General features: G+C 43.3%; 7 protein-coding genes and 1 tRNA gene. 6 read left to right on the top strand and 2 right to left on the bottom strand.

The features are described from left to right. Window positions 1–55 precede the first annotated feature (55 nt). A tRNA-Ser gene (locus tag HC733_RS09265) sits at window positions 56–145 on the top strand. 85 nt (window positions 146–230) lie between these two features. On the opposite strand, the gene HC733_RS09270 is transcribed toward HC733_RS09265, so the two are convergent. Then, window positions 231–812 (bottom strand): TetR/AcrR family transcriptional regulator, encoded by a 582-nt coding sequence (locus tag HC733_RS09270; protein ID WP_190364762.1) that lies wholly within the window; start codon window positions 810–812, stop codon window positions 231–233. Window positions 813–956: 144 nt separating this feature from the next. Here HC733_RS09270 and HC733_RS09275 point away from each other — a divergent pair, with 144 nt between their 5' ends. From HC733_RS09275 to recD, 5 genes are all read left to right on the top strand, one after another. Continuing rightward, window positions 957–2,000 carry an alkene reductase gene (locus HC733_RS09275; RefSeq protein WP_190364763.1) on the top strand — a complete coding sequence of 348 codons (1,044 nt, stop codon included), beginning with the start codon at window positions 957–959 and terminating at the stop codon, window positions 1,998–2,000. A 235-nt stretch (window positions 2,001–2,235) separates the two neighbouring features. Further along, window positions 2,236–3,258, top strand: a complete 1,023-nt coding sequence (locus HC733_RS09280; protein WP_190364764.1) for a GGDEF domain-containing protein — start codon at window positions 2,236–2,238, stop codon at window positions 3,256–3,258. 107 nt (window positions 3,259–3,365) lie between these two features. Further along, a complete protein-coding gene (recC, locus tag HC733_RS09285) occupies window positions 3,366–6,689 on the top strand; it encodes an exodeoxyribonuclease V subunit gamma (RefSeq protein ID WP_190364765.1) in 3,324 nt (1,107 codons plus the stop codon). Next, window positions 6,676–10,227 carry an exodeoxyribonuclease V subunit beta gene (gene recB, locus HC733_RS09290; protein WP_190364766.1) on the top strand — a complete coding sequence of 1,184 codons (3,552 nt, stop codon included), beginning with the start codon at window positions 6,676–6,678 and terminating at the stop codon, window positions 10,225–10,227. Before recC ends, recB begins: the two co-directional genes overlap by 14 nt. Next, on the top strand, window positions 10,224–12,119 hold the full coding sequence (gene recD, locus HC733_RS09295) for an exodeoxyribonuclease V subunit alpha (RefSeq protein WP_190364767.1): 1,896 nt from the start codon (window positions 10,224–10,226) through the stop codon (window positions 12,117–12,119). Before recB ends, recD begins: the two co-directional genes overlap by 4 nt. Before the next feature lie 161 nt (window positions 12,120–12,280). On the opposite strand, the gene HC733_RS09300 is transcribed toward recD, so the two are convergent. After that, the gene (locus HC733_RS09300) at window positions 12,281–13,528 is read right to left on the bottom strand and encodes an amidohydrolase (protein ID WP_238937509.1); all 1,248 of its coding nucleotides are present in this window, start codon (window positions 13,526–13,528) and stop codon (window positions 12,281–12,283) included. Window positions 13,529–13,562 lie beyond the last annotated feature (34 nt).

A 13,562-nucleotide genomic window follows, 5' to 3' on the forward strand; every position in this document is an offset into this window, starting at 1 on the left:
TGCTTGCTAAAGTGAATTGCTTTTCATAGTATTAGCCCCGCACTTTAGGTGCAACGGAGAGGTGGCTGAGTGGCTGAAGGCGCACGACTGGAACTCGTGTATAGGCTAACCCCTATCGAGGGTTCGAATCCCTCCCTCTCCGCCATGTTGCCTTATAAATTGGCAAAACAAAAAAAGCGCTTATACGGCGCTTTTTTTGTGTCTAAAATTGAGTAAAAGCAACGATTTTGCTATTGCAAAACGTGTTCAAGTAGTTGTTTGCTAAGCCTTACAAGCGCTTGCTGATCGTTACTGGTGCTGGCATAAGTTCTTAGACCATAAATGCCCATAACTAAAAACTGTGCTCTTTCTTTCGCACTTGGCGTAGAACCAATTTCTCCACAGTGATGAGCTTTGCTTAAGACATTTTGTAGTGCTTGTTCAAATGCGCATAGGTTATTGGAGAGAACTTGAGTCACCTCATCGTCTTGGCCGTCAATTTCTGACAGCGTGCGAGTAAGTAGGCATACTTTAGTCGCTTCATTACTGGCATATGGCTGCACAATATCCTGCAAAAATATTTCCAGCGCAGAACGAACGTTTTGGTGTTGTGCAAACAGTTGCTCGAACTGCTCGTTCTTATCCTTTTGATACTGCTCTACAGATGCTAACAGCAAGCCTTTTTTATTTTTGAATGCGCAATAAATCGAGCCTGGGTGCAAACCTGTGGCTTCCGTTAATTTTTGCATACTGGTTTTACTGTAGCCATATTGCATAAAAGTGCGCATAGCTTGGCGTAAAACATGTTCTTTATCGAATTCTGCGCTTCTCATATAGGGAGTTATCTAGATTAGTTGAAAAAATTTTACCCTAATTTGATTGTTTATTCAAAAATAGTTCTTGAACGTTTATTCAAGTATGTGTATCTTGAACGTACATTCAAAATTAACAGAATAAAATTATCTTAGCGAGGAATTATGACTTCAACATTGTTCGAGCAATTTAAACTCAACGATACACTTACTTTAAATAACCGCATTTTAATGGCTCCTCTGACGCGTTGTATGGCAGACGATAACTTAGTCCCAACAGAAGCGATGGCAGCTTACTACGCACGCAGAGCCGATTCGGGTTTGATCATCAGTGAAGCAACCATTATTCGTCCAGATGCTCAGGGTTATCCAAATACACCAGGGTTATTTACTCAAGTGCAGATCGAAGGTTGGAAGCATGTTACTCGCGCAGTGCATAATGCTGGAGGTAAGATTTTCGCGCAGTTATGGCACGTGGGCCGCGTAGCGCATCCACATTTTTTTGGCGAAGGGGATGTGTTAGCACCATCGGCAATCGGTGTTGAAGGTACGGTGCCAAGAATGCGTGACTTAAGCTACCAAACGCCTAAAGCAGCAACGATATCTGAAATAAAGCAGTTAGTAGCCGATTATGCACAGGCAGCAAAAAATGCCATGGAAGCTGGCTTTGATGGGGTTGAGATCCACGGTGCAAATGGTTACTTAATTGACCAATTTTTACATTACTCTTCTAATCAACGTACGGACGAGTATGGCGAAACTCCTGAAAACATGTCGCGCTTTGCGCTTGAAGTTGTTGAAGCGGTTTCAGATGCCGTTGGTGCACAAAGGGTAGGCTTGCGTTTATCGCCTGGCGCATACTTTAACATGGAGCCCGACCACAGAGATAAAGCGGTGTTTGATTACTTACTTGCTAAGTTGAATTTGCGCGAACTGGCGTTTGTCCATGTGGGTATTTTTGACGATAACATGCAATTTGAGCACTTAGGTGGACGTGTATCAGATTATATGCGTGCGCGTTACAATGGTACTTTGGTTGGCGTTGGTGGCTTTACGCCGAAAACGGCATCACAAGCGCTAGACGATAAGCGATTTGACTTAGTTGCGATTGGCAGACCTTTTATCGCTAATCCAGACTATGTGAGTAAGGTTAAAAACCAGCAGCCGTTAACTGCATATAGTGAAGAGATGCTGGCCCAGCTAGTATAGCTCACTGCACTGCGCTATTTTTGTAGCGCAGTGTTGCATCACAGTGGAGGCTCGTCCTCCACATCTATTTCAAAGGCTTCACCCACTCATTTACAATCTTCAGCAAGCTTAAAAATCCTGTCTATACTGATTAAATAATGTTGTTTCTAAAGCTAAATAACCTGGGCTTTGGTTAAAAACGCACAACTCAATTTAAGTGTTGTTTTAACACTTTAGGTTTTTTCTAGGGCAGAACATGCAAGAAGAGCTACTTCACTCTGTTGTAAAACTCACGCGAACGCGAGATGTTGACTCACTTGAATCAAGCTTACTATCCACAATTCATGAATTTATCGGATGTCAGGAAGTATCAATCTATAAATCTGTTTCATCAAAAGATGCGATGTATGTTGAATGTTGTTTAAGCTTAGAAGTGATAGATGGTAAACGTTATCGATGGACTCAATCGGAGAAGATAAAAAGCCCAAGCTCGGAATTATTATCTTGTTTACACTCGGCATGTATTATCGCCATTCAAAGCAACGACGGTATAGAAAAGCGATGGATTCCAATTACACTCACTGATAAGCCCATCGGCGCTATTTCAATCGTTAGTAAAGGACTTGGCAGCTCCGAGCAAGTGCTGCTTAATGCATTTTGTTGTATCTACGAGAATTACCTGACCATTTTGCATGAAAATGAACGAGACAAGCTTACAGGGCTTTTAAATCGGCAAACGTTTGATAAAAAGCTAAAACAACTAATCGAAAAACAGGTTATTAAACATTACAAAGCGACTAAGTTAAATCAAGATCGAGAGCAACACAAAGAAACGATATCGTGGCTGGCTATGATGGATATTGATCATTTTAAACAAGTCAATGACAACTATGGTCATGTTTGTGGCGATGAGGTGTTGCTTATTTTATCTCAGCTGATGGATGGCTTTTTTAGAGCAACTGACTTGCTATTTCGCTTTGGCGGAGAAGAATTTGTTTTAGTGTTTGAACCTGCTACCCGTGAAGAAATCGAGTCGTTGTTAAATAAGTTTATGGAACTTGTTCGTAGTACAAAGTTTCCTTTTGTGAACAAATTAACCGTTAGTATCGGTGTAGCAAAGGTAGGACCTTATGATTTTCCTATCCATGTTTTAGAAAACGCCGACAAGGCGCTGTATTTCGCTAAAGAAAATGGCCGAGATCAGCTGTGCTTTTACGATCAAATGGCACCCTCAGATAAACCATTACGAGATGATGATGGTGGTATTGATCTGTTTTGAATCTATCTTATGATACGCAAATATTTTACACTGCCCACAGCATATAAAACTTAAAAATCAGCTAGATTCTCAGGTTATTCTGGTTGTTAATAGCTCGGGAAACCACCATGTTGCACATAATTCAATCTAATAGAATGGAAGTATTACAGGCGCAGTTTCATACTTTGTTAAAAACGGCACCACTCAGCTCCCCATTTAGTAAAGAAGTTGTATTGGTGCAATCTCCAGGTATGTCGCAATGGCTAAAAATTGGCCTGAGTGAGGCGCTCGGTGTTGCCGCTCAGGTAGATTTTCCACTTCCTTCTAGTTTTATTTGGCAGTTGTACCAACAATTTTTGCCTGACGTGCCCAGCGAATCTCCCTATAACAAACAAAATATGACGTGGAAGTTAGTATCAATACTTCCTCAATGTTTAGATGATGATAAATATGCTCAACTAAATCAGTACTTAAGTGAAGACAGCGATGGCTTAAAGCTATTTTCCCTGTGTGAAAAAATAGCCGATGTGTACGACCAATATCTTATGTACCGCCCACACTGGATAAGCCAGTGGGATGCGGGAGATGATGAGCTTGACGATGTTGATGTATCAATTGCCGCTTGGCAACCCGATTTGTGGCGGCGCTTGGTTGCCCATACTCAATCTTTAGGGCAAAGCGATTATCACCGAGCCAATATGCACCAACAATTGCTCAGTGCGCTCGAAAATATTCCTGATGCACAGCCTTCGGAGAAGTCAGGACATGGGGGAATCTTATCAGAGCGGCTCTTACCAGAGCGGCTCCTACCGGAGCGGCTCACCATATTCGGTTTATCTGCAATGGCGCCAAGTCAATTGGAAGTTTTTCAAGCGTTAGCCAAAAAAACAGATGTGTTATTGTTTTTTTGCAATCCCAGTGAGCACTACTGGGGGGATTTAGTTGATGAAAAAACACAGGCTAAAATTGCTGCTAAGTACGTTAAAATGCCTGAGTTGGAAGCGCAAAAAAACCAAGAAGATTATTACTTTATTGGTAATCCGCTGTTGTCATCATGGGGTAAGCTTGGTCGCGACTACTTCGAACAGTTAGTGCAATTAGACGCGCAGTGGATTGATGGCTTTGTTAGTGATTTTGATGACAGTTTATTGGCTCAAGTACAAAGCGAAATATACCAATTAGCATTTAAAGGAAAGTCACTAACCCCGGACAAAAGCTGGTTTATCAGTGAAGAAGGTAAGTTGACAATAAGCTCTGAGGATAAATCTATCCAGTTAGTTGATTGTCATACGCCTTTGCGAGAAGTTGAGTGCTTGCACGACCATTTGTTGCGCCTTTTCCACGACAACCCTAGCTTAACCCCTAAAGATATTATTGTGATGATGCCAGATGTTGGTACCTATAGTCCGTATATTGAGGCGGTGTTTGGGGCGGCTAGCGGCGAGCGATTTATCCCATATGCATTGGCCGATTTATCCATTGAACAAGAAAAGCCAATTTTAAGCTCGTTTGTCAGTTTAGTTAACTTACCCTTTAGCCGATTTGGTGTATCGGACATATTAGACCTACTTGCCGTGAATCCAATAGCGAGTCAGTTCAATGTTGAGGAACATGAGTTTTCGCAACTTAAGTATTGGCTTGAGCAGGTGGGGGTAAAATGGGGTCTTGATGCCAAGCATAAAACCGAACATGACTTGCCAGCACTCTCGCTCAACACTTGGCAACATGGCTTGAATCGTTTGCTATTGGGTATTGCTTCCAGTAATGAGCATGTTGCGTTTGCTGATATTTATCCTGCTGATCTTGTGGAGGGCATGGCGGTTAATAGTTTGAGTAAACTACTGCACTTTATCAACACACTAGCAAGCTATAAGCTGAAGTTGAATAACAATGCACGATTAAGTGATAAAGCTCAGCTTCTTCGGGAAATGGTTGCACAGTTTTATGATGCACAGACAGAGCAAAGCTGGGATTTGCTAACGCTTGAGAAGGTCATTGATGACTTGCAAAAACACGATGACAACTTGGACATGCAATCGCCGATATCGGCGCGAGTCTTAAGTTATTTTGTTAAGCAGGGAGTGCAAGAAAAGGGAGTAGGCCAGCGCTTTTTAGTTGGACCTGTAAACTTTTGTACATTAATGCCTATGCGTGCCGTGCCGTTTAAAGTTGTATGTTTGTTGGGCCTTAATGATGCGGATTATCCCCGTACCGTGCAACCAATTGGTTTTGACTTAGTGCCACACGCTAAACGGCAAAAAGGTGACCGGTCACGAAAATTTGATGACCGTTACTTGTTTCTTGAAGCGCTGCTCAGTGCGCGAGAGCATTTTTACATCAGTTATATTGGTCGCTCTTGTTACAACAATGAGCCACAGATGCCGTCTGTATTGGTAAGCGAACTATTAGAGTATGTTGACCGCAGCTTTAAATATGAAGACATCGAATCAAAGCCGTCAGAGCATTTACTTGAAAGGGCAACTTTACAACCTTTTAATCCAGCTAATTACAGCTCTAACAATAAGTTGCAAAGCTTTAATCCGGTTTGGTTTGTGGAAAATACGCAGCTTGAGCGTCAAACACCTGCCCCCCTAGATGTTGAGTATGATAAACAGCTCGATATTGCGCAGTTTTTATTTACCGTGCTCGCCCCTCAAAAGGCGTTTTATACACAAACCTTGGGCTTGAGATTGAATGAACAAACGGAGCTTAATAAAGACGAAGAGCCCTTTATTCTCGACACCCTTGAGCGCTACTTTTACCTCGATGAATTGCTAGAGCATGAGCTCAGAGGAGAGCCGATAAACTTAGCGCAAATTATTCAACGCGGTAACTTACCACAAGCGGCGGTGGGGGAAATACAGCTGGCCCGTTTGCAACAACGTGTACAACCTATGGCAGAGCTGTTGAGGCCTCTGGTGCGCCAACCAAGAGCCCCATTAGAAGTGCGTTTAGATATTGCTGAGCACACCTTGTTGGGCTGGTTAGATAAGCTCTATGACAACAAACAAATTTTTTATCGCAGTGCCAGTATTAAGGCAAAAGACAGGGTAAAAGGGTTTTTAATGCATTGTATTGCACAGTGTATGGACGAACCTGTACACACCCATATTTATGGGCTCGACGAGCAAGTGAGTTTTGAACCCATAGCAAAGTCTCAAGCATATAGTTATTTAGAAAAGTGGTTGGGCTTTTACCGTGCATGTTTATGCCAACCCATGCCGTTTTTTGTCAGTACTGCTTATGAGTTAGTGGCAACGGGTGATGTAAACAAAGCCGCCGCTAAGTTTAATAGCGGACAATACATTGGCTACGGAGAAAGTGAAGATGCGTATGTTGCGTTGAACTTTACAACGCTTGAGCAGGTTATTGAACCGCTACAAGCCATAAGTCAGGACTTACTGGCGGATATTGTGACATTAGCTCAGGAGCAGCGATATGCAGATGCTTAGCCCGCACGCGATGCCAATCAAAGGTAGCAACTTGATTGAAGCCAGTGCTGGTACCGGTAAGACTTATACCATTACAGGGTTGTATTTGCGCTGTTTACTTGGTTTACAAATACCAGAGCAACAAAACACCCCGTTGAGTGTTGAGCAAATCTTAGTGGTTACTTTTACTGAAGCGGCCACACAAGAGATCAAAGAGCGGGTAAGAGCGCGTATTTTGCTCGCGCGCGATGCCTTACTTGGTCAGCCGTGTAAAGATGAGTTGGTTAACAGTGTACTTGCTCAAGTAGATGACCCTCACAATGCGTTTGCATTGCTCGATGCCGCAGCTAAATCAATCGATGAAGCAGCAATTTTTACCATCCACGGTTTTTGTCAAAGAATGCTAAAGCAACACGCTTTTGAGTCTAATGTGGCATTCAATCTTGAGTTTGTTTTAGATGAATCGGAGCTTGTATTAGAGGCGATTAAAGATCATTGGCGCAGCTTTGTTTATCCGTTAGACAGGGATACCACACAAGCGGTTATTGAGCATTATAAGAGCCCTCAATCACTGGCAAAAGAAGTCATTAGTATCCTAAATAAAGAACAGGCAACGATCACCCCCCAGTTAGATTTACAAACGGTGCTTGAAGCGAGAAAGCAATATCAGCAGCAGGCGCAAAAGTTTAAGCAGTCATTGCTGAGTAGCGACTTTTTTAGTGTGCTTGCCAATTCTGGTTTAGCGAAAAACAAAACTCCGGGTAGAGCGGGTAATATCGATGCTTTGATTGCGTATTGTCAAAGTGACGAGTGGTATTTTGAGTTTGGCAGCGCGCAACATTCCTTCGCTATTTGGGGGGAAGCCTCACTATCAAACCCTAGCAACTATAAAAAGGGCGCGGCGCTTATTGAGCACCCGATGATAAGCGAATTCGATATCATGGCCCAGTTGCACAAACAAGTAAGTACAGGGCTGAAAATTGCAATATTGCAGCACAGCATGCAAGAGGTGCGCAGACTATTACGCGCTCATAAGCAGCAACATGGCTTAATCAGTCCTGACGATTTATTGCGCCAACTTTATGAGGCGTTACAGTCCGAGCAAGGCGAGATACTAGTCGCTAAAATTGCCCAGCTGTATCCGATTGCCATGATAGATGAGTTTCAAGACACTGACCCGGTACAGTATGGCATCTTCAATACAATTTATGGCCGCGAAGGCGCTAGTGCGCTGACTATGATTGGCGACCCAAAGCAAGCCATTTATGGCTTCCGTGGTGCTGATATTTTTACGTATATCTATGCCAAACAGCAAGTTGAAGAAAGTAACCAATATACCTTAGCAACCAATTTTCGCTCAGCCACAGGCGTAGTTGCGGCGGTGAATGCGATATTTTCTAACCATGAGCATAGCTTTATCTTCAACAAGGCTATTCCATTTATTTCTGTTACAGCCAATGGCAAGTCTGAAGATAGTCGCTTTATTTCAAAAGCATTGGGCAATACCGCATTACAGTTTAGTGTTTACAAAGATGATGCAGTTGTGACCAGTAAGTCGCAAGCATTGCCCGTTTTAGCAAAAAACTATGCGCATAAAATCGCGCAGTTACTGATTGAAGCGCACGAAGGTAGGGCGTTGATAGGTGAAAAAGCCGTGCAAGCGGGTGATATCTGCGTATTAGTGCGCGATAGAGGCGAGGCGAGTGTGATTAAATCGGCGCTTGCTCAGGTATCTGTTCCCAGTGTGTATTTAGCTAGAGATAGTATTTTTAGTCAGCCAATCAGTCATGCAATATTAAGCTTTTTAGAAGTACTGCACGGTAAATATGATGAAGCGGCGCTGCGAGGTGTGCTGGTGAGCCCCTTATTTGCACTGGATTATCAGCAAATCTTTGCACTTCGCACTAACGAGCAACAGTGGCAAGGCTACCTTGAGCAATTCAGCATGTTGCAAAAGCTTTGGTACAAACAAGGTGCAATGGCCATGCTAGAGCAGTTGCTCACACAAAATAAGCTGCCCGCACTTTGGCAAGCGCAGGGCTACAATGTAGAGCGATGGCTTACTGATTATCGCCATTTAGCCGAGCTGTTACAACAAAAGCAAATTGAGCTGGATGGCACGTTACGTGTTCTGCGTTGGTTGGCAACGCAAACCCAGCATGCAGCGCAAGATAGCGCACAAGTTCGACTCGAAAGTGATGCTGACTTGGTTAAAATTGTCACTATGCATGCATCTAAAGGGCTTGAATACCCAATTGTTTACATGCCATTTGCCAATAGTTATCGTGAGGCAAGTGATGTGCTGTATCATCGTGATGGGCAATTAGTGTACTCACTGGATGCCGATGATGATGAGCTTGCACTTGCTGAGCAGGAACGTTTAGCCGAAGATATCAGGCTGTTGTATGTTGCACTCACAAGGGCCATCCACTTTTGTGATATTGGCTTGTTTAATGTTGCTGCCGGGCGCAGCAAAAAACCGGGTATAACCCAAACCGCTATTGGTTATGTATTGTTTGGGACTCAGAGCTTTCAAACTCAAACACAGTGGCATGAAGCATTGCAATCATTTTGTGATAAGCACAATGACATTGCGCTGTGTTGGTTATCAGCTGAGGTTGAGCAGCACGTTACCGTGTCTGATATTATGTCGGCCTCACAATCGTTGTCTGTTAAGCCAGTAACTGCAAGTATTGAAAGAAATTGGCGAGCCACCAGCTTTAGCCAATTAAGTTATCAAAGTCACGCGGATGAAAGGCCGCTTGGCGCGTTAGATGAGAACCATCAGTTAGATTTACCAGATCAAGGCGCTCAATCAGCAAACATTTTGCACAGCTCGTATACTTTCCCAAAAGGTGCCAAACCTGGTAGTTGTTTGCATGAAATTTTTGAGCTTATTGATTTCACATCGCCTCACTTACCAACCGCGAAAACACACCTTCCTCTAAGTGAGGCGATTGAAAAAAGTCTAAGCAAATACCACATTGATGAGCAATGGCAATTACCAGTTCAAGATTGGATACATGGGTGTTTGCAATGTCAGCTCGACGTTGAAAATGGCTTACAGCTAGCCAAGCTAAGCCCAAGTGATTGCTTGGTGGAGATGGAGTTTTACCTGCCTTTAGAGCCCCTAAGCGCCACGGAGCTAAACCGTTTGGTGAGTGATATAACCGGTCAGCATAGCCAATTAAGCTTTGATAATGTTAAAGGACTATTAAAAGGGTTTATCGATTTGATTTTTGTCTATCAGGGGAAATATTACATTTTGGACTATAAGTCTAACTATCTTGGAGATAGTCCAAGCGATTATCAAGCTGATAACTTAAAACTTGCTATGGATGCCCATCAATATCATTTGCAATACATGATTTATTCGGTCGCGCTGCACCGCTTACTGACACAACGTATCGCCGATTACCATCCAGACACACATTTTGGGGGAGCTTATTACTTGTTTTTAAGAGCGCTACCCGATGACGCTGGCGTGTATTTTAATAAGTTAAGCACTGAGCAGCTGTTAAAGTTGGATGCATTGTTTAGCCAAGGTAGTTTGCTATGAGCCAATTAGATTTATTTGCTGATACGCCACAGCTCAAGTTTGATCACGATGAATACATAGCTACCTTGTTGGCAAATATGCGCGTTCGTCACAGTGATCTCGCTTTAGCAAAGCTATTGAATAATCAAATAATTGATGACAATTTTTATGTGATATTGCTTTTGCTTCGAGCTGAGCAGCAACAACATAGTTGTTTGTCTTATGAGGAAGTTCAGTGGGCAGACCCTTTCTCGCTGAGCATTTACCAGTTAGACATGCCTTTAGCGCCTTGGCAGCCCCAAGATGGTAACTTAATATGGCAACAATTATCACAACACCCAGCGATAGGAGAGGGTAAGCCTCTAGTATTGTTTGCTGATAAGCTGTATTTATCCCGTTTAGCGTGCTACGAAGCCTCGTTAGCAGAGCGTTTCTTACAAATGCAACAGCAGCCTTTAAAGCTCGATGAAGACAAGCTTGTAAAACTGCTAGACAGCTACTTTCCAGACGCAGAAGCTGATGATATCGACTGGCAAAAAGTAGCGTGTGCTATGGCGGCCAGCAGTGGATTTTGTGTGATCACCGGGGGGCCAGGTACAGGCAAAACCACCACAGTGACTAAGTTGCTGGCAATCTTGCAATCTCTGTACATTGAGGCGCCACTGACAGTTAAACTTGTCGCGCCCACAGGAAAAGCAGCCGCTCGATTAAGTGAGTCAATTTTGGGAGCAAAAGCAAAGCTTGGGTTAGAGCCGAAGCTTAATGACTTAATTGTTGATCATGCGCAAACAATTCACCGCCTATTGGGCGTGATCCCTCAAAGTAATCAGTATCGGCACAATCAATTTAATCCGCTGCACTTAGATTTGTTAATTATCGATGAAGCGTCAATGGTTGATTTATCTTTACTTGCTAAGCTCGTGCAAGCTCTACCTGCACATGCAAGGCTAATTTTATTGGGTGATAAGGATCAACTTGCTTCGGTTGACACTGGCAGTGTAATGAGTGATTTGTGCCAAGACTTGGTGCTCAATCAGCAACCCAACTATAGTCAAAGTTTGTGCGATAAACTCAACACACTGTGCTTTGCTAAAAAGCCTTTGCTTAAGGCACAACAGAGCGACTTTTTGCTTAGCGACAGTATCGCATTTTTACAAAAGAGCCACCGTTTTGACAGCCAAAGTGGCATTGGACAGCTCGCTTTAGCAGTAAACAACAATGACACAAAACTGCTTACTCAAACGCTGGCAAAAGGATTTAGTGATATCACTGTGCTGGGGCTAAATAATGAGCAGTACATCGCATTAGTAGAGCGTGCTGCGCTACATTACAGTCACTATTTAACGCTAATGCATGAGGGGGCCGATGCGCAAGATATCCATCATGCCTTTTCTCGGTATCAATTGCTCGCAGCACTCAGAGAAGGACCTTATGGTGTTGAGCAGCTTAATAAACGCATTGAACAAGCGCTTTATGCAAAGCAATTGATAAATCCGCTCACGCGCCACTATGCAGGTCAACCAATTATGGTGGTAGAGAACGATTACCAATTAAAACTGTTTAATGGTGATATTGGTATATTGTTGAGCGATGAACAAGGGCAATTGAAAGCCACTTTTATTGATGAGCAGGGCAGTTTCCGAGCGTTTTATCCAGCGCGCTTACCTCGCCATGAGAATGTATACGCAATGACTATTCATAAATCGCAAGGCTCTGAATTTGCACACACTGCGATGATATTACCTCCTATTCAAAGGGCATCTGTGGGCATTAATCGGCAGCTCTTGTATACAGGGATCACGCGAGCCAAACAGCACTTTGAGCTGGTGGCTCAAGAACAAGTCTTACTCAATGCCATGAATCGATCCGTAGCGAGATGTTCTGGGTTACGCAGAAGGTTAATGAAAAATTAACAAGTGGATAATGGTTTGTGTTTCTTACGAACTGCTCTATAGTTTTTATGTCGGCTTTAGCTAGAAGTGTTAACCTAAAGCTTACATTCCCTTAGAATACCCACTGCCCAGTGGTTCAAATATGCCGCCATAGTCAAATGATTATGGCGGCTTTTTATCGCTTATTGGTTATTTAAGTAAGTTAATGCCAGATTACTCAGTGCAGATACACCAATTGCTAGCGCGTCTTCATCAACATAAAATAATGGTGAATGATTACTGGCGGCTTCGCTAAGTGGTTTATCCTGCGGCGTAACCCCCAACATTAGGAACAGTCCAGGTGTTTCTAATGCATAGTATGAAAAATCTTCAGCACCGGTAATAAGGTCAAGCTCGATTAAATTGTCGTTTCCGACAAGTGATTGTAATGTCGGCAGCATCTTTTCAGTGAGTTGCGGGTTGTTGATAGTAACTGGATAGCCTGAATTAATTTTGGTAATTGCGGTTGCGCCTGCTGATTGCGCAACAAGCGAGGTGGTTTTTTCTAAACGCTGTTTAATGTCTGCACGCATGGTTTGATCAAAGGTTCTGATAGTGCCGATTAACTCAACTTGATCAGGGATAATATTCGAGCGCACACCGCCGTTAATTGCACCAAACGACAACACCGATGGGGCTTTGGTCACATCCACTTGTCGTGATGCGATAGTTTGCGCTGACATAATAATCTGTGCAGCAGTTACGATAGGGTCAACGCCGCGCCAAGGGCGAGAGCCATGCGTTTGTTTACCTTGAACTGTGATTGAAAACGAGTCTTCACTGGCCATCATTGGGCCACTTCGATAACCAATTTGACCGACGGTTAAACGGCTGGTGGCGTGCAAGCCAAAAACGGCTTCAGGCTTTTGTGAGGCGAAGATGCCTTCTTTTAGCATCAATTGTGCGCCACCTTCTTCTCCTTCGGGCGCGCCTTCTTCTGCTGGCTGGAAAATAAACATCACGGAGCCGGATAGTTGCGCCTGCTGTTGTTTTAACAATGTCGCAACGCCCATCAAAATAGCAACGTGAGTATCATGACCACATGCATGCATAACACCTACTTTTTTACCTTGATATTCAGTCACTTGCTTTGATGCAAAGGGGAGGTCTACTTGCTCTGTTACAGGCAGTGCATCCATATCAGCGCGTAGAGCAATTAACGGACCTGGCTTGGCACCAACCAACTTAGCCACCACGCCGGTATGGGCAATACCTGTTTGTACTTCAAGGCCCAGATTACGCAGGTGTGCTGCAATATACTCAGCGGTTTTATACTCTCTATTGCTCAGTTCTGGATATTGATGCAAATGACGACGCCACTTTATAACATCTTGATTAATAGAATCTAAGTTTACATTTTGAGGGGGGGTGGCCAAAGCCAAGTTACACATTAATAGATGGCCACTGATCAGCCATAAAAGAAAA

The organism is Pseudoalteromonas sp. S16_S37 (assembly GCF_014694405.1).
Classification (GTDB): Bacteria; Pseudomonadota; Gammaproteobacteria; order Enterobacterales; family Alteromonadaceae; genus Pseudoalteromonas.